This window comes from Pseudomonas sp. ANT_J12 (assembly GCF_008370045.1).
Classification (GTDB): domain Bacteria; phylum Pseudomonadota; class Gammaproteobacteria; order Pseudomonadales; family Pseudomonadaceae; genus Aquipseudomonas.
Map to the genome: position 1 here is coordinate 25585 of NZ_VOBN01000020.1, position 21966 is coordinate 47550.

Here is a 21966-nt window from a genome sequence, read left to right on the forward strand (position 1 = left end):
GTCAAAGGTGGGTCAGGACACGGCCGGTTGCAGGCGGCCGGTGGAGCGGCGATAGAGAAACAAGGTCGCGCAGAGGGCGCAGAGCGCCGCGAAACTCATCCAGTAACCGGGTGCGGCCTTGTCGCCGGTGTACTGGATCAGCAAGGTCGACATCGCTGGAGTGAACCCACCAAACACCGCCGTCGCCAGGCTGTACGCCAGGGAGAACCCGGCGACCCGCACTTCCACCGGCATGATCTCGGTGAGTGCGGCGATCATCGCGCCGTTGTACAAGCCATAAATGAACGACAGCCACAGCAACACCAGCAGCATGTTGAGGAAGCTCGGTGCGTTCACCAGATAGGTCAGCGCCGGATAGGCCGTCGCCAGGGTCAGCAGCGCCATGGCGATCAGCACCGGACGCCGGCCGATGCGGTCGGACAAGGCCCCGCCAATCGGCAGCCAGAAAAAGTTCGAAACACCGACCAGCAACGTCACCAGCAGCGCATCGGACGTGCTCAGGTGCAACACGGTTTTGCCGAAGGTCGGGGCGTACACGGTGATCAGGTAAAACGCGGTGGTGGTCAGGGCGACCATCATCATCCCGCCGAGCACGATCCCCCAGTTCTGCGCCAAGGTTCGGAACACTTCACCCATGCTCGGGCGGTGTTTGCGCGCAGCGAACTCGGCGGTTTCTTCGAGGTTGCGGCGCAGGAAGAAAATGAACGGCACGATCATGCAGCCGACGAAGAACGGAATCCGCCAGCCCCAATCGGCAATCATCGTCGGCGCCATCCATTGGTTCAGCCCATAGCCCAGCGCTGCGGCGACGATGATCGCCACTTGCTGGCTGGCCGACTGCCAACTGGTGAAAAAGCCCTTGTTGCCTGGCGTGGCGATCTCCGAGAGGTACACCGAGACACCGCCCATTTCCGCACCGGCCGAGAAGCCTTGCAGCAAGCGGCCAATCAACACAATGGCGGGGGCGAACAGCCCGATGGTCTCGTAACCGGGCACCAGCACAATCAGGATCGTCCCGCTGGCCATGATCGACAACGTCACGATCAAGCCTTTGCGCCGGCCCACGTCATCGATGTACGCACCCAGCACCACGGCGCCGAGCGGGCGCATCAGGAACCCGGCGCCGAACACCGCGAAGGTCATCATCAGGGAGGCGAATTCGCTGCTGGCCGGGAAGAACACGGCAGCAATCTGCGTGGCGTAAAAGCCGAAAAGGAAGAAGTCGAACTGTTCCAGGAAGTTACCCGAGGTGACCCGGAAAATCGCACTGGCCCGGGAGCGCCCGGAAGGGATTGAGGCTGTCATTGATCTGTACTCCACCGCTTTTATGACGTGCGCTGCGTGGGAGCGGCGCACGGTTCTTATTGGGGCGGATAGTGGAGCAGAGGCATCGATATGTTAATTGCATAGTTGGCATGTATTGATGTTCGAAGTGGATCAATACATTGTGGATTATGCCGCTACAGGCTCGCTTCGATGTGCGCAAACGCCCGCGCGACATAGTCGTCTTTCTCGCCCACCGGCGCGAAATTGTGCAGCACTTCCCGCGCGGCTTGCGTGCCTTTGAGCCGGGCCAGAAACCACGCTGACAAGTATTGCGACGCCAAACAGCCACCGGCCGTGGCGATGTTGCCATTGGCGTAAAACGCTTGATTGATCACATTGACCCCGGCCGCTTGCACCCAAGGCTTGCTGATCGCGTCGGTGCAGGCCGGGGCATCGCCGAGCAACCCGAGCCTGGCCAGCAGGAACGTGCCGGAGCATTGCGCCCCAAGCAGTTGCCGCGCCGGGTCGAATTGCAACTGCGCCATGATCTCCGGGTTGTCGGCCACTTCGCGGGTCTTGCGGCCACTGCCGATCAACACCGCATCGGCTGCGCAGGCTTGCTGCAGATTGATGTGCGCATCGATGGTCAAACCGTTCATCGACGTCACACGCGGTGTTGGCGAGGCGATACTCACCCGCCAGTCCTGATCTCCCAACAGCGAAATCCGGCTGAGCATGCCGTAGGCGATCAGGGAGTCCAGTTCGTTGAAACCATCGAAGGTCAGAATGGCGACGTGCATGGCGAATCCTGCTGGCTTTTTCGTAGCCTACGCCGAGCCGGCGCGACACCTCCAGTACAGTCAGTTGCAGAATCATCGCTACAGTAAGGAATGATTCGCCACGAGCGCAGTCGGAACTCAGTAGTCACGACATCCCAAGAGGTTCACCGATGAACAGCAAAACCCTTATCGCCAGCCTCGCCCTTGTCGCCGGTATTGCCGCAATCAGTCCTATCGTCCAGGCCGCCGAAACAGCGCAGAAAACCGTCCAGCCCGGCGCCAACAACGCCCACAGCCTGGTGAAAGGCGACCGTGCGCCGGAGGTGTATCAGCGCAGCGAAAAAGCCGTGAAGAACTGGAAGGCCAAAGGTCTGAAGGCGCCGGCGTCTGACGCGCAGTGGGTGCAGATCAATGACAAGTACATGATGGTGTTGATTACCAGCGGGACGATCGTGGATGTTACGCCGGTGGAGCGTTAGTTCGTCCGTCACTAACTAGGACTCAACGCCTTGATGCCCAACCGATACTGATTATTCCCACTGCGCTTGGCCTCATACATCGCCAAATCTGCAATGTGAATCAACCGGTCCATGCTCGGCGCATGGTCCGGGAACACCGCGACGCCCAGGCTGGTGCCAATGTGGCGCTGGTCATTGCCAATCGTCACCGGCGGTAAGAGTTCGACGAAGATTTTCTGGCAGATGCTGCGCGCTTCGTCTTGCAGATTAATGCCGGGCGGCAGGCCCTGGAGGATCACCACGAATTCGTCGCCGCCAATCCGGGCCACGGTGTCGGTTGAGCGCAGGATGCGTTTGAGCCGCGTGGCGGTGGTGACCAGTACCCGGTCGCCGGCCGCATGCCCGTAATGGTCGTTGATCGCCTTGAAACCATTGAGGTCGACAAACACCAGCGCCACCCGTGTCGCGCTGATGCGCGCCTGTTCCAGCGCTTTAGACAGGCGTTCTTCAAGCACCAGGCGATTGGGCAGGCCGGTCAGCGGGTCGTAATGGGCCAAGTGTTGCAGGTAGCTGGCGGAGGCTTTTTCTTCGGTGATGTCGCGGACCACACCCATCATTTTGATCGTGGTGTCGTGATCGTTTTTCACCACATTGCCAGTCTCGCGCAGCCAGCGGATGGTGCCGTCGGGCCAGACCACGCGGTATTCCTCGTCATGGTTTTCGCCGGTTTCCAGGCAACGCAACTCGCCGGCGCGGACCTTGGCTCGGTCGTCCGGGTGTACGCAGGAACAGAACAAGGCGTAGGAGGGCGTGACTTCACCGGTCTTGAACCCGAACATGCCGTAGATCGCGTCCGACCAATACAGCGTGTCCGTGTCCACGTCCCAGTCCCAGGTGCCGATGCGGGCGAAGTACTGGCTGCGTTTGAAACGTTCGGCGTCAGCGTCCAGGTGAATATTTTGCGCCGTGGACAGGCTGGCGATCAGCGCGCGGCATTCCGCCAACTGCCGTCGCAGGACAGACTGGCGGCAGACCAGCACAATCAGCACGGCAAGCATCACTAAGCCGATGGCAGCGCAGATCCAGAGGACACTCATTCAGGGATGGCCATCATCGGGTGTTTTAACCGTGGGGTTGATGGTGCTTAGCTTAGTTCAGGGTTGCGGTCGGAAATAGAGCTAAACCGCGCCGAACAGTTGCCAATTGCCCGCGATTCTGGGAAAACGGCGGCCATTAAGTCCCTCCGGGGGAGACAACAGACGAGTGTATGTAATGAATGATGAGCTTCAGGTAATCGACCTTGAACTGGGCGACGGCAAAGCAGCGGTCAAAGGCGCACTGATCACCACGCAATATCGCGGATGGCTGGAAGACGGCACCGAGTTCGATTCTTCCTATAGCCGTGGCAAGCCTTTTCAGTGTGTGATCGGGACGGGTCGGGTTATTAAAGGCTGGGACCAGGGGATTATGGGCATGCAGGTCGGTGGCAAGCGCAAGCTGCTGGTGCCGGCGCATTTAGCCTATGGCGAACGGACGATGGGCGCGATTACGCCGAATTCGAATCTGGTTTTTGAGATTGAGTTGTTGGAAGTTTTGACGCGGGATGATTGATTGGCTGTGATTTGAGATGACAAGCCCCGCCATCCCGGTGCTATGGGAGGGCGGGTTTTTTATGTTTGGCGAATGAAGATCAAAAGATCACGTTGTTCGTCAGGCCACCAGAAAAACCTTGAATAAATCCTTGCCGCCCTGGGCTATTCCAGAGACTATGCGCGCCACATAGGGGTAGGGGGTATAGGTATGTCGCACATTCACGAACACAAGGATGATCTGCTCAATCGCGTCCGGCGCATTGCCGGGCAGGTGCAAGCGGTGGAGAAGGCCTTGGAATCCGATGCCGATTGCGCCAAGACCCTGCATCTGGTCGCGGCGATCCGTGGCGCGGTCAATGGTTTGATGGACCAGTTCATCGACGCCCACGCCCGTGAGCACGTGGCCCATCCCGACCTCAGCAACGAAGAGCGCGCCCAGGGCGTGGAAGAGTTGCTGCAAGCCATCCGCCGTTATTCGAAGTAGGCCGAACACCATGACACTGACACCCCAGGCTTCTCGTTTTACGCACGATCACATGTTCCTCGGCGCCTCCCACGATGAAAACGGCCGCCGCACGTTGTGGGTGGTGGCGTTGACGTTCGTGATGATGATTGGCGAAATCGCCGCCGGTTATATCACCGGTTCAATGGCGTTGCTGGCCGATGGTTTTCACATGGCCACCCATGCGGTGGCCCTGGGCATCGCGGCGGCGGCTTACGGGTTTGCCCGGCGCCACGCGAGTAATGCGCGCTTCAGTTTCGGCACCGGCAAGGTCGGCGATCTGGCCGGGTTTGCCTCGGCCATGGTGCTGGGGCTGGTGTCGCTGGGCATTGCTGGCGAGTCCATCCTGCGTCTGTTTCAACCCACCACCGTGGCCTTCACCGAGGCGACGATCATTGCCGTGGTGGGGCTGGCGGTGAACGTCGTCAGTGCCTTCCTGCTGGCGGGCAATCATGGGCATCACGGCCATGATCACGGGCACAGCCACGACCACGGTCATCATCACGATAACAACCTGCGTTCAGCCTACGTCCACGTGCTGGCCGATGCCTTGACCTCGGTCCTCGCCATCGCCGCGTTGCTGGCCGGCCGCTATCTGGGTTGGGTCTGGCTCGACCCGGTGATGGGCATCGTCGGCGCCGTCGTGATCGCGAAATGGGCCTACGGCCTGATGCGCGACAGCGCCGCCGTGCTGCTCGATACCACCGACGAACACGTGGCCGGAGAAATCCGCGAACTGCTGGAAACCCCCGGCGACGTGACCATCAGCGACCTGCACGTCTGGCAGGTCGGGCCTGACGCCCGGGCGGCGATCGTCAGCGTGGTGGCGGCGGCCAGTGTCAGTGCAGATGCCATTCGCGAGCGTTTGGCGCCTGTTCATGAGTTGTCGCACCTGACGGTGGAATACCGCGTCGCCTGAGTGATCAGGCTTGGGCTTCGGTCAACAGTGGAATCCGACCATTCAGGGACGGGCGGTAGTGCCAGGTCAAACCGTCCAGCGCAGGATTTATCGCCAGGATTTGCCTCAATGTGGCGCTGGCAATGCTCAACGCCAATGTCTGCCCCGGACATTGATGGCGGCCCGCGCCGAAGGTGAAGCTGCGACGGTTTGGGCGGTCGACGATGAATGTATCGGGTTGCTCGTTGAGCTGCGGATCGCGATTGGCCGAGGCCAGCAGCACCAGAATGGTGTCGCCGGGGTTCAGGTTGATACCGTCGATTACGCAAGGCGCGACGACGAAGCGGCGGGTGTTCTGGACTGAGGGGTCGAGGCGTTGGACTTCGGCCAGGAACGAGTCAACATCGCGCAGCAACAACGGATCGCGAATCAACGCCACCAGCGCATTGCCAATCAACCCGGCCGTGGCCTCATAGGTTTGCGAGCACAGGCCGATCAGGTTGGCGATCAGCATTTCGTTGTCCGAAGAAGCGAAGCGTTGCTTGATGCCATTTAACAGAGGGCTGTGCACGTCCGGGTCATCCAGCAATTCGAAGAAATGCCCCCGCAATTGCTCAGCCGCCTCGTGAGCGCGGTCCAGTTGAAGACGAGTGCTCAGCGGCGACAGACAGGCCACGAAGTCAGCGGTCAATTCGTTGACCTCTCGGGTCTGGGCGGGGGAGAACCCGAGCAACGTCGCGACCACGCACACCGGGCCATAAAACATGGCTTTCGATAAACCCTCGGCGTCCGGGGTGATCAACCGTGCACTGACCAACGTTTGTATTTCGACAGGGTCGATCAACGCCAACCCCGGCTCAATCGCCGCCCGGGGACAGCGCTGCCGTTCACCTTCATTCATCCGCATCAACCGCCCAAATACTTCGCCGGCCAAACCGTCAACAATCGTCTTGGGCACTGGCTCACCGGCCGGGCGCACCTGGCAAGCAGGATGCGCCAACACCGCCGCCACGGTCGCGGCACTGCTGGCCACCCACAGCTTCAGTCCTTGATGAAAAACCAGCCCGCCCTCTGCACGCAATTGCGCGTAATAGGGATAAGGATCGGCATGAGTCGCAGCGATGATCGGGTCCATGGGTCGCAGCCTTGTTCGTGGTGGGGAAAGTGTTGCTACTATCTCCAGTTCACAACGGCCTTGATTCGTCCGGGAGCGAAATATGAACGTTGAACAGCACGACATCGGCGTCTCTCAGGTCGCCGCCGCGATTGCGGAGCCGGCCCGGACGAAGATCCTCTGTTCGCTGATGGACGGCCACGCCCGCACCAGCACCGAGCTGGCGGCGATTGCCGAGGTCAGCGCCTCCACGGCCAGTGCGCATTTGGCCAAGCTCAAGGAATCGGCGCTGGTGCGGCTGCACGTCCAGGGCCGCCATCGGTATTACAGCCTCGCCGACAAACGCGTGGCCCAGGCGCTGGAAGCCTTGATGGTGATCGGCCAGAACGCCGCGCCCACTTTCAATTCGCGCACCCCTGATCGCCTGCAATTCGCCCGCACCTGCTACGACCACATGGCCGGCACCCTGGCGGTGTTGCTGCATGACCGGATGATTGAGGCGGGGTGGTTGCTGGAGACTGACGAGCAGGTTTATCAGCTGAGTGACAGCGGTGAGGCGTTGTTTGAAGGCTTGGGCATCGAAGTCAAAGACTTGAGCACGATGCGTCGTCGCTTTGCCTGCCCGTGCCTGGACTGGAGCATGCGTCGGCCGCATCTGGGTGGTTCGCTCGGGGCGGCGTTGTTGCAGGTGGCGATCAAGCGTAAATGGGTGACCCAAGGCCTGGACAGTCGGGCGTTGGCATTGACGGCGGCGGGGCGCAAGGAGATGGGTGTGCGGTTTGATCTGGTGTTGCCGGCCGATCTTTCCTACGCCCGGAAATCCCAGACGTACTCCACCACCCGCACCGCCAGCACCAGGTAGATCAAAAACAGAATCACCTGGAACGCCGTGTGATACGGCAGCCGTGACAAGCGACGCAAGCCGTCGCTGACGCTGAGCAGCATCAGCAGCGCAGAGACCGCGATCAGCGCCCAGCCCGCGACGTCCGAGGTGAGCAGCCCCATGTACGGGTGATGTTCGCTGTGCAACGCATTGGTGCCCGCCGCAAACAGTAAAGCGCAGACCAGCAGGTTCTTGATGTTGTCGAACACCTGCGTGGTGAAGTCGGTGTCCAGCAAGGCCAGATACTTGCGCCAGAATTTGCCCATGGTGTGTCGATACCTGTCGATGGCGGTTGCACGCCGCAAGTTTAGTAATGAATTGAGGCGGGCGCCGATTTCCTCTGATCCGACGAGGGGTGCATCTGCGGGTTGTGCGTCGAAGGGCGAAGCGATACTGTATATACGAACAGTATAAGGCGTGCCCCATGGAACTCATCGACAAGCTCAGCATTCTCGCCGACGCCGCCAAGTACGACGCGTCCTGCGCCAGCAGTGGCGCGCCCAAGCGCAGCTCCGAAGGCAAGAGCGGGCTGGGTTCCACCGATGGCATGGGGATTTGCCACAGCTACACGCCGGACGGGCGGTGTGTTTCGTTGCTGAAGATTCTGCTGACCAACTTCTGCCTCTACGACTGCCAGTATTGCGTCAATCGCCGTTCCAGCGATGTGCCTCGGGCGCGATTCAGTCCGGAAGAAGTGGTGACGTTGACCCTGGATTTCTACCGTCGCAACTGCGTCAGCGGCTTGTTTCTCAGTTCGGGGATCATCCGCTCGGCCGACTACACCATGGAACAACTGATCCGCGTGGCCAGGCTGTTGCGCGAAGAACATGAGTTTCGCGGCTATATCCACCTCAAGACCATTCCCGAAGCCGATTCGGCGCTGATTGCCGAAGCAGGGCGCTATGCCGACCGGTTGAGCGTCAATATCGAACTGCCGACCGACCTCAGCCTGCAAACCCTGGCCCCGGAAAAGCAACTGGGCTCGATCAAGCAGGCGATGCAGACCATCTACACCGGCGAGCAAACCGTGCTCAATGAACCTCGGTCACCGAAATTCGCCCCGGCCGGGCAGAGCACGCAGATGATCGTCGGCGCCGATGACACCGATGACAGCACCATCCTCCACAGCGCCCAGGCGCTGTATGGCAGCTATCGCCTGCGGCGGGTCTATTACTCGGCGTTCAGCCCGATCCCCAACAGCCCGAAAAGTGTGCCCCTGGCGGCGCCGCCGCTGATGCGCGAACACCGTTTGTATCAGGCCGATTTTCTGCTGCGCAGCTACGGCTTCACCGCTGGCGAGTTGTTCAAGGGACCGGGGGATCTGGCCCTGGACATCGACCCGAAACTGGCCTGGGCGCTGGAAAATCGCGACGTGTTTCCCCTGGACCTCAATCGCGCTGAGGCTTCGTTGATCGCGCGGATTCCAGGGATTGGCCTGCGCACCACCGAACGTCTGGTGGCGCTGCGCCAACAGCGGCGCATACGCTATGAAGACCTGGCGCGCATGCGTTGCGTGCTGGCCAAGGCCAAGCCGTTCTTTATCACCAGCGATTACCACCCCCAGCAGGCGGAAGTCACCAGCCATTTGCTCTATCAGCAACTGCGGGACCGGCCGCAACCGCAACAAATGGGGTTGTGGGGATGATCAGCCTGGACTGTGACGACCTGTTTGACACCTGGCGGCAACAGGCGCGGTGGTTGCTCAGCCATGAGATCGATCCGAGCCTGGTCAGCTGGGCGTCGGAAGGTGTCACCGACCTGTTTGCCAGCGACGATGCGCCGCCCGCTGGCAATGGTCCGTTTCAGGCGCGCATTCCATTGACCTTGCTCGGCATCCTGGAGAGCGCCGCCCGTTATCGTGGCGATCAGCGCTGGAGCCTGCTCTATGAGGTGTTGTGGCGGGTCAGTCATGGTGATCGCACGGCGATGCTGGCCGGTGACAAGCTCGGCAGTGAGCTGCAGCGGCGGATCAAGCAGGTGCAGCGCGAAGCCCATCATTTGCATGCGTTTGTGCGGTTCGTCGAGCGGCCCAAGCATGCCGAAGGCCCGCAATACGTGGCGTGGCATGAACCGGCCCACGACATCCTGCACAGCGCCAGCGAGCACTTTGTCGGGCGCATGGGCCGCCACCGCTGGTTGATCGCCACACCCCGCGACGGCGTCTATTACGATGGCGAGCAGTTGATCCACCAACGCCAATGCCCGGTTGAATGGCAACAACTGGCGCAGAACGTCGACGATCCCCACGGCGATATGTGGCTGACCTACTACAGCCACATCTTCAACCCGGCGCGGTTGAACCCGAAGGTCATGCAAGGGCATTTGCCAGCGCGGTTCTGGAAGAACCTGCCCGAAGGCGTGTTGATTCCGGGGTTGATCACCCAGGCGCGCACGGGTAAGCAGCAGGACGGGCAGGCGAGCGGGATTGCCGGGAGGCAGGGGAAACGGATTGGCATGAAGCGCTGAAGATCAAAAAGCCCCACATCGATCACTCGATGGGGGGCTTTTGTGCAACGGACGTCAGGTCAAACCTTGACGATCCAGCCCGCTGGCGCTTCGATGTCGCCGGTCTGTACGCCGGTCAGCTCTTTGTAGAGCTTCTGGGTGACCGGGCCGACTTCGGTTTCGCTGTGGAACACGTGCAGGTGGTCGTTGTAGCTGATGCCGCCGATCGGGGTGATTACGGCAGCGGTGCCGCAGGCGCCGGCTTCCTTGAAGTCCGACAGTTTGTCGATCAGCACATCGCCTTCGATCACTTCCAGACCCAGACGCGATTTTGCCAGTTCGATCAACGACAGGCGGGTGATGCCTGGCAGGACCGACGGCGAGTTCGGGGTCACGAACTTGTTGTCGTGGGTGATCCCGAAGAAGTTGGCCGAACCGACTTCCTCGATTTTGGTGTGGGTCATCGGGTCCAGGTAGATGCAGTCAGCGAAGTGCGCCTTCTTGGCTTGGGAGCCGGGCATCAGGCTGGCGGCATAGTTGCCACCGACCTTGGCCGCACCGGTGCCTTGTGGGGCGGCGCGGTCGTAGCTGGAGATCAGGAAGTTGTGCGGAGTCAGGCCGCCCTTGAAGTAAGCGCCGACCGGAATCGCGAAGATCGAGAAGATGAACTCAGGGGCGGTACGCACGCCGATGTTGTCACCCACGCCGATCACGAACGGACGCAGGTACAGCGCGCCGCCAGTGCCGTAAGGCGGGATGAAACGCTCGTTGGCGCGGACCACGGCTTTGCAGGCTTCAATGAACTGCTCGGTTTCCACGAACGGCATCAGCAGGCGTGCGCAGCTGCGTTGCATGCGCAGGGCGTTCTGGTCCGGGCGGAACAGGTTGATCGAGCCGTCCTTGCAACGATAAGCCTTCATGCCTTCGAAGCATTGCTGGCCATAGTGAAGGGCAGTCGAGCCTTCGCTGATGTGCAGCACGTTATCTTCGGTCAGGGTGCCTGCGTCCCACTCGCCATTGCGCCAGTACGACAGATAGCGTTTGTCGGTCTTGATGTAGTCAAAACCCAGCTTGTCCCAATTGATGCTCTCGTTACCCATGACACCCTCTATCACTGAACAACCGCCGAAACGGTTCAAGGCTTCTGACGTTTTTTTGGATGGGGACAACAATACTTCATTCCGGGCCGGTTTCGCAGCCTGGAATGCATTCCTTTGATCGTTCCCCGCGCGCTGATCGTTCCCACGCTCCGCGTGGGAATGCCTCAACGGACGCTCTGCGTCCGCTTTGGGACGCGGAGCGTCCCGGGCTGCATTCCCACGCGGAGCGTGGGAACGATCCGTTACGATCAGTCAGAGGTGCAGCGCGTGCCCAAGCGCCCGCAACGCCGCTTCCTGCACCGCTTCGCCCAGCGTCGGATGCGCATGGATGGTGCCGGCGATGTCTTCCAGCCGCGCGCCCATTTCCAGGCTTTGGCCGAACGCGGTCGACAACTCCGAAACGCCCACGCCCACCGCTTGCCAGCCGACAATCAGGTGATTGTCCCGACGAGCGACCACCCGCACGAAGCCGGTTTTCGACTCCAGGGTCATCGCCCGGCCATTGGCGGCGAACGGGAAGCTGGAAACGATGCAGTCCAGACCGGCCGCTTCGGCTTCAATCGGCGTCTTGCCGACCACCACCAGTTCCGGGTCGGTAAAGCACACGGCAGCGATGGCCGTCGGGTTGAATTCGCGGGATTTGCCGCTGATCAGCTCAGCCACCATCTCGCCCTGGGCCATGGCCCGGTGCGCGAGCATTGGTTCGCCGCTCAGGTCGCCGATGGCGTAGACGTTGCGCATGCTGGTCTGGCAGCGGTTGTCGATCTTGATCGCCGAACCGTTCATCGCCAGATTCAGCGCTTCCAGGTTCCAGCCCTGAGTGTTCGGCTTGCGACCGACGGCCACCAATACCTGATCAGTTTCAAGATTCAAAACGTCGCCATTCGGATCAAGCACTTGCAGCGTATTACTAGCCGAATCAAAGCCTTGCACGCTGTGCTTCAAGTAAAGGTTGACGCCAAGGTGCTTCAGCGCCTCGTGCACCGGGTGCGTCAGTTCGGCGTCGTAGGCCGGCAGGATACGATCCTGGGCCTCGACCACACTGACCTCGGCGCCGAGCTTGCGATAGGCAATCCCCAGCTCCAGGCCGATGTAACCGCCACCGACCACGATCAGCCGTTTAGGCACGGACTTCGGCGCCAGGGCTTCGGTGGAGGAGATGATCGGCCCGCCAATCGGCAGCATCGGCAGGTTCACGCTCTTGGAGCCGGTGGCCAGCACCAGGTGTTCGCACTGGATCCGCGTGTCGCCGACTTCAACGGTCTTGCCGTCGATGACCTTGGCCCAACCCTGGATGACCTGGATTTTGTGCTTTTTAAGCAGCGCCGACACGCCAGTGGTCAGGCGATCAACGATGCCGTCCTTCCACTCGACGCTTTTCGTGATGTCGAGGGTCGGCGCCGAAACGCTGATACCCAGAGCCGAATGCTGGCTGTGGTGTTGGGTCTGGTGAAACTGCTCGGCGACGTGAATCAGCGCCTTCGACGGAATGCAGCCGATGTTCAGGCAAGTACCGCCCAACGATTCACCTTCCACCAGAATGGTCGAAATGCCCAACTGGCCGGCACGGATCGCTGTCACGTAACCGCCAGGGCCGCCGCCGATGATCAGCAGCGTGGTGTTCAAGTTTTGCATTTCCTACTCCACAAACAGGGAGGCGGGTTGTTCGAGCAGGCCACGAATGGCCTGGATGAATTGCGCCGCGTCCATGCCGTCGACCACCCGGTGATCGAAGGAGCTGGAGAGGTTCATCATCTTGCGAATCACGATCTGGCCTTTGACCACCATCGGGCGTTCGACGATTTTGTTCACGCCGACGATCGCCACTTCCGGCAGGTTCAGCACCGGCGTGCTGACAATGCCGCCCAACGCGCCGAGGCTGGTCAGGGTAATGCTTGAGCCGGACAGTTCATCGCGGCTGGCCTTGCCATTGCGTGCAGCGGTGGCCAAACGCGAGATTTCCGACGCGCTGTCCCACAGGCTGCGGGCTTCGGCGTGACGCACCACGGGCACCATCAAACCGATATCGCTCTGGGTGGCGACGCCGACATGCACCGCGCCGAGGCGGGTGATGACCTGGGCTTCATCGTCGTAACGGGCGTTGATCTGCGGGAAGTCGCGCAGGGCAACGACCAGGGCGCGGACCAGGAACGGCAGCAAGGTCAACTTGCCGCGAGTCGCACCGTGTTTTTCGTTCAAGTGCGCGCGCAGTTCTTCCACGGCGGTGACGTCGATTTCCTCGACATAACTGAAGTGGGCAGCGCGCTGGGTGGCGTCCTGCATGCGCTGGGCGATCTTGCGGCGCATGCCGATCAGCGGGATTTGCTCTTCGTCGTTACGCTGGGCGTAAGCGGCGGCAACCGGTGCCGAGGCATTCGACTGACCCTGGGCCAGATAAGCGTCGAGGTCTTCGTGCAATACGCGACCGGCCGGGCCAGTGCCACGTACCAGGCGCAACTGAATGCCGAGATCCAGCGCATGTTTACGCACGGCCGGGGAGGCCAGCGGGCGTTCATCGGCTTCACGGGCGACCATCGGGCCCTGGCACGCGACCGCAGGACGCGGCGCCGCCACCGGTTTGCGTTCAGCTTCAACCTTTGGCGCCGCTGCAACCGGTGCTTCTTTAACGGCAACGGCTGTCGGCTGCGCGGACTCTTTATAGTTACCCGCGCCTTCCACTTCAATGCTGATCAAAATGCTGCCAACCGCCATGACTTCGCCCGGCTGGCCGCCCAGGGAAATCACCTTGCCATGCACCGGCGACGGAATATCGACCATCGCCTTATCGGTCATGACATCGGCCAGCACCTGGTCTTCGACGACCATGTCGCCAACCTTGACGTGCCACACCGACAACTCAACTTCTGCAATGCCTTCACCAATGTCCGGCATTTTAATAACGTGCGTGCCCATTCAGACCTCCATAACCCGTTTCAACGCCGCGCCCACTCGGGACGGCCCTGGGAAATACGCCCACTCTTGCGCGTGCGGGTAGGGGGTGTCCCAACCGGTGACGCGTTCGATCGGCGCTTCCAGGTAGTGGAAGCAATGCTCTTGCACCAACGCGACCAATTCCGCGCCGAAACCGCAGGTGCGGGTGGCTTCGTGAACGATCACGCAGCGACCGGTTTTCTTCACGGATTTGACGATGGTTTCCAGGTCCAGCGGCCACAGGCTGCGTAGATCGATAACTTCAGCGTCGACACCGCTTTCTTCAGCGGCGACTTGCGACACGTAAACCGTGGTGCCGTAGGTCAGGATCGTGACTTCCTTGCCCGGACGGGCGATGGCGGCGACGTCCAGCGGAACGGTGTAGTAGCCGTCCGGCACTTGCGCAGCGGGGTGTTTCGACCATGGGGTGACCGGACGGTCGTGGTGGCCATCGAACGGGCCGTTGTACAGGCGTTTTGGCTCCAGGAAGATCACCGGGTCATCGTTTTCGATGGAGGCGATCAGCAAGCCTTTGGCGTCATACGGGTTGGACGGCATGACCGTGCGCAGGCCGCAGACCTGAGTGAACATCGCCTCGATGCTCTGGCTGTGGGTCTGGCCGCCGTAGATGCCGCCGCCGCAAGGCATGCGCAGGGTCATCGGCGCGGTGAACTCGCCGGCCGAGCGATAACGCAGGCGCGCCGCTTCCGAAATGATCTGGTCGGACGCCGGGTACACGTAGTCGGCGAACTGAATCTCGGCCACCGGCCGCAGACCGTAGGCGCCCATGCCCACCGCAACGCCGACGATGCCGCTTTCGGAAATCGGCGCATCGAACACCCGGGAGGTGCCGTACTTGCTCTGCAAGCCTTCGGTGCAACGGAACACGCCGCCGAAGTAGCCCACGTCCTGGCCGAACACCACGACGTTGTCGTCGCGCTCAAGCATCACGTCCATGGCCGAGCGCAGGGCCTGGATCATGGTCATGGTGGTCGTGGTCATGGCGGTTTCCAGCTCAATATGGTTGTTGTGGTCGTTCATGTCAGATCCCCAACTCTTGACGCTGGCGCTTCAAGTGCTCCGGCATCTCTTTGTAGACGTCTTCGAACATGGTCGCGGCGCTTGGTGTCTGGCCACCGGCGAGGGTGCCGTACGTTTCGGCTTCTTTCTGCGCGGCAATGACTTCGGCTTCCAGTTCGGCGCTGACGACGGTGTGTTCCTCTTCGGACCACTGGCCGATCTTGATCAGGTGCTGCTTGAGGCGCGCGATCGGATCGCCCAACGGGAAGTGGCTCCAGTCGTCGGCGGGACGGTATTTCGAAGGATCATCGGAGGTGGAGTGCGGGCCGGCGCGGTAGGTGACCCATTCGATCATGGTCGGCCCGAGGTTGCGGCGCGCCCGTTCGGCGGCCCAGGCAGAGGCGGCGTAGACCGCGACGAAATCGTTGCCATCGACCCGCAGGGAGGCAATCCCGCAACCGACGCCACGACCGGCGAACGTGGTGGCTTCACCACCGGCAATCGCCTGGAACGTCGAGATCGCCCACTGGTTGTTGACCACGTTGAGGATCACCGGCGCGCGGTAAACGTGGGCGAAGGTGAGGGCGGTGTGGAAGTCCGATTCAGCGGTGGCGCCGTCGCCGATCCAGGCCGAAGCGATTTTGGTGTCGCCCTTGATCGCCGACGCCATGCCCCAGCCCACACCTTGTACGAATTGGGTGGCGAGGTTGCCGGAAATGGTGAAGAAGCCGTGATCGCGTACCGAGTACATGATCGGCAGCTGCCGGCCCTTGAGCGGATCGCGCTCGTTGGACAGCAGTTGGCAGATCAGGTCCACCAGCGGCACTTCGCGGGCCATGAGGATGCTTTGCTGACGGTAGGTGGGGAAGCACATGTCGTCGATGTTCAAGGCCAGGGCCTGGGCGCTGCCGATGGCTTCTTCGCCGAGGCTTTGCATGTAGAACGACATTTTTTTCTGACGCTGGGCGACCACCATGCGGTTGTCGAAAATCCGCGTCTTGAGCATGGCGCGCATGCCTTTACGCAGGATCTCGGACGGCACGCCTTCGGCCCATGGACCCAGTGCGTTGCCCTGGTCGTCGAGCACACGAATCAAGCCCTTGGCCAGATCAGCGGTGTCGGCCGGTTCTACGTCGATTGGGGGTTTGCGCACCAGACCTGCGTCAGTCAGATGCAGGTAGGAGAAGTCGGTCTTGCAGCCGGGACGGCCCGAAGGTTCGGGAACGTGCAGGCGCAGCGGTTCGTACGCTTGGTTCATGGCTTCTACGCTCGATCTTGTGAATTTTTTGTAGTGAGCTGACGGTCATTCCACGGTTAATGGAAATCTTGTCCTACAAACATCATAGGCCCGGCGCAGGAGAATATTTCTCTGTGTTTCGTTGCGTTGGCAGTCATTTGAGGATAAAAAATCTTCCTAAACAAAAATAACAGGTGGTTTTGTCTCATGCGCAAACTGGACCGTACCGATATCGGCATTCTCAATAGTCTTCAGGAGAACGCCCGCATCACCAACGCTGACCTCGCCCGTTCGGTGAACCTGTCGCCGACGCCGTGTTTCAACCGGGTCAAGGCGATGGAAGAACTGGGCCTGATTCGCGAGCAAGTGACCCTGCTGGATGCCGACCTGCTGGGGCTGCATGTGAATGTGTTCATTCACGTCAGCCTGGAGAAGCAGGTGGAGGAGGCGCTGGCGCATTTCGAAGAGGCGATTTCCGATCGCCCGGAAGTGATGGAATGCTACTTGATGGCGGGGGATCCGGATTATCTGATCCGGGTGTTGGTGCCGACGATTCAGTCGCTGGAGCGCTTCATGATGGATTTCCTCACCAAAGTGCCCGGGGTTGCCAACATTCGTTCGAGCTTTGCGCTCAAGCAAGTGCGCTACAAAACCGCGCTGCCATTGCCGGCGAATGGCTTGACCCTCGCCTGAAGGCGTCCACTGATCGTTCCCACGCTCCGCGTGGGAATACATCCCGTGACGCTCTGCGTCACATCCGAAGCGGAACGCGGAGCGTCCCTGGCGGCATTCCCACGCGGAGCGTGGGAACGATCAAGCGTTAGAGTTTGTTGATCGGGATCTTCAGGTAGGTCACGCCGTTTTCCTCAGCCGGCGGCATATTCCCCGCCCGCACATTCACCTGAATCGCCGGCAGCAGCAAATTCGGCATGCCCAACCCGGCATCACGCTGCGTACGCATGGCCACGAACGCCGCTTCATCAATACCGTCATGCACGTGAATGTTGCTTTTGCGCTGCTCACCCACGGTGGTCTGGCACTCAGGCTCACGGCCCTCAGGCGGGTAATCGTGGCAAACGTAAAGCCGAACACCGGCAGGGAAGGCCAGCAGCTTCTGAATCGAAGCAAACAACTGGTTCGCATTGCCCCCCGGAAAATCGCAACGCGCCGTGCCGACATCCGGCATGAACAGCGTATCGCCCACCAGAATCACATCCCCATCGATCAAATACGCCATGTCCGCCGGTGTATGGCCGGGCACGTGCAGCGCGGTGGCCTTGAGGTTACCGATCATGAACGACTCGTTCGGGGCGAACAGGTGATCGAACTGCGAGCCATCCACACAAAATTCCGGCTCCAGGTTGAACAGGGTCTTGAATACGCCCTGCACCTTGCTGATCGACTGCCCGATCGCAATCTTCCCGCCCAGCTCGCGACGCAGGTACGGTGCGGCGGAGAGGTGATCGGCGTGGGCGTGGGTTTCCAGCAGCCATTGCACCTGTAATTGGTGTTCGCGCACGAACTCAATTACGCGATCAGCCTGGGCCGTGGTGGTGCGCCCGGCCGCCGGGTCGTAATCGAGCACCGGGTCGACGATCGCGCATTGCCCGCCAGCCTGCTCGTAGATCACGTAGCTGTAGGTGGACGAGGCGGGGTCGAGGAAGGCTTCAATCAGCGCGGGCATGGGACACGAACCTGTGAAAGGAGTGGGAAGACAGTAACCGGTTGCAACACTTTATGTTTACACATAATGTCTGCAGCTTAAGTGACGTCGAAGGCATCCTGCAAATGCAATCCAGTCTGACCGAAGGTGAAGTCGCCCAACTGCGGGCATCGGCCTCCAAAGCTTGCGCGTTGCTCAAGGCTTTGGCCAATGAGGATCGCTTGCTGATTCTCTGTCAATTGACCCAGGGCGAACGCAATGTGGGCGAATTGGAAGCCATGACCGGCGTGCGCCAGCCCACACTGTCCCAACAGCTGGGCATCTTGCGCGACGAGGGCCTGGTCGCGACTCGGCGTGAAGGCAAATACATTTTCTATGGGCTGGCCAGCCACGAAGTCATCCAGGTGATGAAGACCCTGTCCGGCCTGTATTGCGGGGCGGTATTAAAAAGCTGGGCCTGACCCGACTAAATGCGTGCAGAAGTAAATAGGGACAACCAATGAACGATCAACACTGGGGCCCAACCATCAGTGCAGACATCGTGGTAATAGGCGGCGGCACGGCAGGGATTGGTGTTGTTGCCAGCCTGCTCAAGCGCGATCCGTCGTTGCACATCACCGTTATCGAACCCAATCCCCAGCATTTCTATCAGCCGGCCTGGACCCTGGTCGGTGGTGGCGCCTACAACCTGCAAGACACCGTGCGCCCAATGGCCAGCGTCATGCCGCGTCAAGCCACCTGGCTGCAAGCGGCTGTTACTGATATCGCCGCCGACAACAAGCACCTGACCCTCGACGACGGTCGCACCGTCGGCTATCAACACCTCATCGTCTGCCCCGGCCTGCGCCTGGCCTGGGAGAAGATCGAAGGTTTGCAGGAGTCCCTCGGCCAACACGGCGTGACTTCCAACTACAGCTATCAACACGCGGCCTACACCTGGGAACTGGTCAAGAATCTGCGCGGTGGCAAGGCGATCTTCACCCAGCCGCCAATCCCGATCAAATGTGCCGGGGCGCCGCAAAAGGCGTTGTACCTGTCTTGCGATCACTGGCTCAAAAGCGGTGTGCTCAGCACCATCGATGTCGAGTTCAACCTCGCCGGCGCCGCGCTGTTCGGCGTGCCGACGTTCGTGCCGCCGCTGATGAAGTACATCGAAAAGTACAACGCGCGGCTGGCCTTCACTTCCAATCTGATCAAGGTCGATGGCCCGGCGAAAACCGCGTGGTTCGAGGTCAAGGACGCGGCCGGCACGGTCACCGTTGAAGAAAAAACCTTCGACCTGTTGCACGTCGTGCCGCCGCAAGTAGCCCCGGATTTCATCCGGCAAAGCCCTTTGGCCGACGCCGCCGGCTGGTGCGAAGTGCACCTGCACACGCTGCAACACGTGCGTTACCCCGAGGTCTTCGGCCTCGGTGATATCTGCTCCACCAGCAACGCCAAAACCGCCGCCGCCGTGCGCAAGCAGATCGTGGTGGTCGCCGAAAACCTGCTGGCCCTGCGCAAGCAACAGCCGCTGCCGCTCAAATACGACGGCTACGGTTCCTGCCCGCTGACGGTGGAGAAGGGCAAGGTCATCCTCGCCGAATTTGGCTATGCCGGTAAGTTGCTGCCGACCTTTCCCCTCGACCCCACCGTGCCGCGTCGTTCGGCGTGGTGGCTCAAGGCGACACTGCTGCCGTGGTTTTACTGGAATGGCATGCTCAAGGGCCGCGAGTGGCTGACTGCCGTGTCCAAGGTCGATTGAGAGAACCCTATGCTGCTGGCAAGTTTTTTTGGTGTGCTGATGGGCCTGGTGCTCGGTTTGACCGGCGCCGGGGGCGGGATTCTGGCGGTGCCGGCGTTGGTGCTGGGCCTGGGTTGGACCATGACCCAAGCGGCGCCGGTCGCGTTGTTTGCGGTGGGCAGTGCGGCGGCGGTCGGCGCCATCGACGGTTTGCGCCACGGGCTGGTGCGTTATCGCGCGGCGATGTTGATTGCCTTGATGGGGGCGATTTTCTCCCCGCTGGGCATCTTCTTCGCCCACCAGTTGCCGGAAAAAATCCTGATGACCCTGTTCAGCCTGCTGATGGTCATGGTGGCCTGGCGGATGTTGCGCAAGGAGCGTCAGGACGCAGGCCCGAACGATCACGGCCACGCCAACTGGGGCCAGAAGAATTGCATGCTCGATCAACAGACCGGGCGTTTTTCCTGGACCGCCAAATGCACCGCAACCCTGGCCGCCCTCGGCGCGGTGACCGGGGTGGTGTCGGGGTTATTGGGCGTGGGCGGCGGCTTTCTGATCGTCCCGGCATTCAAGCAGCTGACCGATGTACAGATGCGCGGGATCATCGCCACGTCCTTGATGGTGATCAGCCTGATCTCGGCCATCGGCGTGATCGGCGCGTTTCACGCCGGGGTGCGAATTGATCGTCTGGGCGTGGCGTTTATCGTCGCCAGCATCGTTGGCATGGTCATTGGCCGCAAGTTGTGCGCCCGGGTTCCCGCCCGAACGCTGCAAGTTGGCTTCGCCAGCGTCTGCGTCGTAGTCGCTGCGTACATGCTGTTTAGAGCGGGCGCCTGACCGGTAGTGGTTCCTCCGGGCGCCAGTAGCGCTCGCAGGCGTACGCCCAAAGTTCCGGGCCTTGTCGTGGCCCGGTCTTACGCCGGACTTGCCGCGCGCCACCGGCCCGTCCAAAGCACTTCACAACCACCTCCAAGGCAGCGTATGACGCCGCCGGTCAGCTTTCGATAATCGCCTCCGACAACTTGTCCCCCTGTTGCGGAGCGCTTCATGCCTAACAATAAGAACTTTACGCATCGTTTCCTGCCGGCCGTTATCGTCAGTCTGTCGTCCCTTGGCCTGAGCTCATTGGCCGAGGCCGAGATCATGCTGTATGACAAGGACCAGACCACGTTCTCCACTGACGGTTACATCAACGCTTTCTATGTGAACAGCAAGGTCGACCGCGCTGGCGATCAGTTCGACCGGCGGCAGGCGCGGGTCAAGATGGGGTTTCTGCCCAACTACCTGGGCTTCAACATGGGCAAGCAGGTCGATGACCTCAAGCTCGGCGCCCGCGCTTCGTTCTGGGTGACCATCAACGACAGCGAAACCAACGGCACCGACACCGCCATCGATGTACGGCAGTTCTACGGCACCGTAGCCAATCCGGCGTGGGGCGAGGTGCTGATCGGCAAGGACTTCGGGCTGTTTGCCCGCTCCAACATCCTGCTCGATGAACTGCTCGCCGGTTACGGCCAGGTCAGTGACAGCCTGGGGCTGGTGGACGGCGGCGGGGTGTCGTTCGGCAACATCGGCAGTGGTTATCCGTATCCGTTCCCCACCTCGCAAATCACTTACCGCACCCCGGTGATGGACGGCTTGCGCGTGGCGGTGGGGATCATGGACCCGGTGGACACCAACGACAGCAGTCCGCTGGGCAAGGCCTACCAGGAAAACCCGCGCACCGAGAGCGAGATCACCTACCAGTTCGATGTCGCCGGGGCGAAGATCTACAGCTGGGTCAACGGCAGCTACCAGACCTCGGACAACACCGATTCCAGCGTTCAATCCGTCACCTCCAAAGGCGTCGGCTACGGCGTGCAGGCGAAAATGGGTGGGTTATCGCTGACCGGCTCCGGGTTCCAGGCCAAGGGCATCAACCCGTTCTTCACCAACAATGCCGGCGAAGCGACGTTGCGCAATGTCGATAGCAAGGGCTATCTGATGCAGGGCTCGTACAAACTGGGCAAGAACCGTTTGGCGCTGTCCTACGGCAAGACCAACGACGATGGCAACGGCGTGGTGGGCAGCGGCGCAGACTATAAAACCCGCGGCATCGCGCTATTCCATGACGTCAATGACAACCTCAAGTTGGTGGCCGAGTACAACCAGTTCAGCATCGATGGCCACGACACCAGTGCGCAGAACGAAGACACCGATACGGTTGCGGTGGGGGCGGTGTTGACCTGGTAAGGCTTGGGTGGCGAGTCTGGCTGCGCGTAAATCCCCTGTAGGAGCGAGGCTTGCCCGCGAAGAGGCCGTCACATTCAACATGGATGTCGACTGACACACCGCTTTCGCGGGCACGCCTCGCTC

The 21966-nt window shown here is 61.0% G+C and carries 23 protein-coding genes; 12 read left to right on the plus strand and 11 right to left on the minus strand.

Annotation, left to right across the window (positions count from 1 at the left end; genetic code table 11):
- Positions 1-12 precede the first annotated feature (12 nt).
- Positions 13-1305, minus strand: coding sequence for an MFS transporter (locus FQ192_RS27615; protein WP_149661356.1), 1293 nt, complete (start codon positions 1303-1305; stop codon positions 13-15).
- Positions 1306-1460: 155 nt separating this feature from the next.
- Positions 1461-2066 (minus strand): DJ-1/PfpI family protein, encoded by a 606-nt coding sequence (locus FQ192_RS27620; RefSeq protein WP_149661357.1) that lies wholly within the window; start codon positions 2064-2066, stop codon positions 1461-1463.
- Positions 2067-2215: 149 nt separating this feature from the next.
- Here FQ192_RS27620 and FQ192_RS27625 point away from each other — a divergent pair, with 149 nt between their 5' ends.
- Entirely contained in the window at positions 2216-2524 is a 309-nt protein-coding gene (locus tag FQ192_RS27625) for an RcnB family protein (protein ID WP_149661358.1), read from the plus strand.
- Between the two features lie 11 nt (positions 2525-2535).
- Here the strand turns inward: FQ192_RS27625 and FQ192_RS27630 are convergent, their stop codons facing one another.
- Entirely contained in the window at positions 2536-3600 is a 1065-nt protein-coding gene (locus FQ192_RS27630; RefSeq protein WP_149661359.1) for a sensor domain-containing diguanylate cyclase, read from the minus strand.
- A gap of 175 nt (positions 3601-3775) precedes the next feature.
- Between FQ192_RS27630 and FQ192_RS27635 the strand changes: the two genes are divergently transcribed.
- The 3 genes from FQ192_RS27635 (at position 3776) to dmeF (ending at position 5516) form a co-directional block, all read left to right on the plus strand.
- The gene (locus FQ192_RS27635) at positions 3776-4114 is read left to right on the plus strand and encodes an FKBP-type peptidyl-prolyl cis-trans isomerase (protein ID WP_149661360.1); all 339 of its coding nucleotides are present in this window, start codon (positions 3776-3778) and stop codon (positions 4112-4114) included.
- Positions 4115-4303: 189 nt separating this feature from the next.
- Complete coding sequence (locus FQ192_RS27640) at positions 4304-4579, plus strand: metal/formaldehyde-sensitive transcriptional repressor (protein WP_149661361.1); 276 nt, start codon at positions 4304-4306, stop codon at positions 4577-4579.
- A 10-nt stretch (positions 4580-4589) separates the two neighbouring features.
- Positions 4590-5516 carry a CDF family Co(II)/Ni(II) efflux transporter DmeF gene (gene dmeF / locus FQ192_RS27645; RefSeq protein WP_149661362.1) on the plus strand — a complete coding sequence of 309 codons (927 nt, stop codon included), beginning with the start codon at positions 4590-4592 and terminating at the stop codon, positions 5514-5516.
- Positions 5517-5520: 4 nt separating this feature from the next.
- Here dmeF and FQ192_RS27650 read toward each other — a convergent pair whose 3' ends face one another.
- On the minus strand, positions 5521-6630 hold the full coding sequence (locus FQ192_RS27650) for a cytochrome P450 (RefSeq protein WP_149661363.1): 1110 nt from the start codon (positions 6628-6630) through the stop codon (positions 5521-5523).
- Between the two features lie 82 nt (positions 6631-6712).
- On the opposite strand from FQ192_RS27650, the gene FQ192_RS27655 reads away from it, so the two are divergent.
- Positions 6713-7471 carry a helix-turn-helix transcriptional regulator gene (locus FQ192_RS27655; protein ID WP_149661364.1) on the plus strand — a complete coding sequence of 253 codons (759 nt, stop codon included), beginning with the start codon at positions 6713-6715 and terminating at the stop codon, positions 7469-7471.
- On the opposite strand, the gene FQ192_RS27660 is transcribed toward FQ192_RS27655, so the two are convergent.
- Complete coding sequence (locus tag FQ192_RS27660) at positions 7417-7758, minus strand: hypothetical protein (RefSeq protein WP_123408798.1); 342 nt, start codon at positions 7756-7758, stop codon at positions 7417-7419. The genes FQ192_RS27655 and FQ192_RS27660 overlap by 55 nt on opposite strands.
- 158 nt (positions 7759-7916) lie before the next feature.
- On the opposite strand from FQ192_RS27660, the gene FQ192_RS27665 reads away from it, so the two are divergent.
- Both FQ192_RS27665 and FQ192_RS27670 read left to right on the plus strand, forming a co-directional pair.
- Entirely contained in the window at positions 7917-9137 is a 1221-nt protein-coding gene (locus tag FQ192_RS27665) for a putative DNA modification/repair radical SAM protein (RefSeq protein ID WP_149661365.1), read from the plus strand.
- Positions 9134-9958 (plus strand): TIGR03915 family putative DNA repair protein, encoded by an 825-nt coding sequence (locus FQ192_RS27670; RefSeq protein ID WP_149661366.1) that lies wholly within the window; start codon positions 9134-9136, stop codon positions 9956-9958. Before FQ192_RS27665 ends, FQ192_RS27670 begins: the two co-directional genes overlap by 4 nt.
- A 59-nt stretch (positions 9959-10017) precedes the next feature.
- On the opposite strand, the gene FQ192_RS27675 is transcribed toward FQ192_RS27670, so the two are convergent.
- The 5 genes from FQ192_RS27675 to FQ192_RS27695 form a co-directional block, all read right to left on the minus strand.
- Positions 10018-11037, minus strand: coding sequence for a branched-chain amino acid aminotransferase (locus FQ192_RS27675; protein WP_149661367.1), 1020 nt, complete (start codon positions 11035-11037; stop codon positions 10018-10020).
- Between the two features lie 252 nt (positions 11038-11289).
- On the minus strand, positions 11290-12672 hold the full coding sequence (lpdA, locus tag FQ192_RS27680; RefSeq protein WP_149661368.1) for a dihydrolipoyl dehydrogenase: 1383 nt from the start codon (positions 12670-12672) through the stop codon (positions 11290-11292).
- Positions 12673-12675: 3 nt separating this feature from the next.
- The gene (locus FQ192_RS27685; RefSeq protein ID WP_149661369.1) at positions 12676-13950 is read right to left on the minus strand and encodes a dihydrolipoamide acetyltransferase family protein; all 1275 of its coding nucleotides are present in this window, start codon (positions 13948-13950) and stop codon (positions 12676-12678) included.
- Complete coding sequence (locus FQ192_RS27690) at positions 13951-15009, minus strand: alpha-ketoacid dehydrogenase subunit beta (protein WP_149661370.1); 1059 nt, start codon at positions 15007-15009, stop codon at positions 13951-13953.
- Position 15010: 1 nt separating this feature from the next.
- Complete coding sequence (locus tag FQ192_RS27695; protein WP_149661371.1) at positions 15011-16246, minus strand: 3-methyl-2-oxobutanoate dehydrogenase (2-methylpropanoyl-transferring) subunit alpha; 1236 nt, start codon at positions 16244-16246, stop codon at positions 15011-15013.
- A gap of 186 nt (positions 16247-16432) precedes the next feature.
- On the opposite strand from FQ192_RS27695, the gene bkdR reads away from it, so the two are divergent.
- Positions 16433-16918 carry a Bkd operon transcriptional regulator BkdR gene (gene bkdR, locus FQ192_RS27700; RefSeq protein ID WP_123408806.1) on the plus strand — a complete coding sequence of 162 codons (486 nt, stop codon included), beginning with the start codon at positions 16433-16435 and terminating at the stop codon, positions 16916-16918.
- A gap of 127 nt (positions 16919-17045) precedes the next feature.
- Here the strand turns inward: bkdR and FQ192_RS27705 are convergent, their stop codons facing one another.
- Complete coding sequence (locus FQ192_RS27705; RefSeq protein ID WP_149661372.1) at positions 17046-17909, minus strand: MBL fold metallo-hydrolase; 864 nt, start codon at positions 17907-17909, stop codon at positions 17046-17048.
- Positions 17910-18013: 104 nt separating this feature from the next.
- Here FQ192_RS27705 and FQ192_RS27710 point away from each other — a divergent pair, with 104 nt between their 5' ends.
- From FQ192_RS27710 to FQ192_RS27725, 4 genes are all read left to right on the plus strand, one after another.
- Positions 18014-18349 (plus strand): helix-turn-helix transcriptional regulator, encoded by a 336-nt coding sequence (locus tag FQ192_RS27710; RefSeq protein ID WP_149661373.1) that lies wholly within the window; start codon positions 18014-18016, stop codon positions 18347-18349.
- Positions 18350-18387: 38 nt separating this feature from the next.
- The gene (locus FQ192_RS27715) at positions 18388-19632 is read left to right on the plus strand and encodes an FAD/NAD(P)-binding oxidoreductase (RefSeq protein WP_149661374.1); all 1245 of its coding nucleotides are present in this window, start codon (positions 18388-18390) and stop codon (positions 19630-19632) included.
- A 9-nt stretch (positions 19633-19641) separates the two neighbouring features.
- Entirely contained in the window at positions 19642-20448 is an 807-nt protein-coding gene (locus FQ192_RS27720; protein WP_149661375.1) for a sulfite exporter TauE/SafE family protein, read from the plus strand.
- 210 nt (positions 20449-20658) lie between these two features.
- Positions 20659-21843 (plus strand): porin, encoded by a 1185-nt coding sequence (locus tag FQ192_RS27725; RefSeq protein WP_149661376.1) that lies wholly within the window; start codon positions 20659-20661, stop codon positions 21841-21843.
- Positions 21844-21966: the final 123 nt, after the last annotated feature.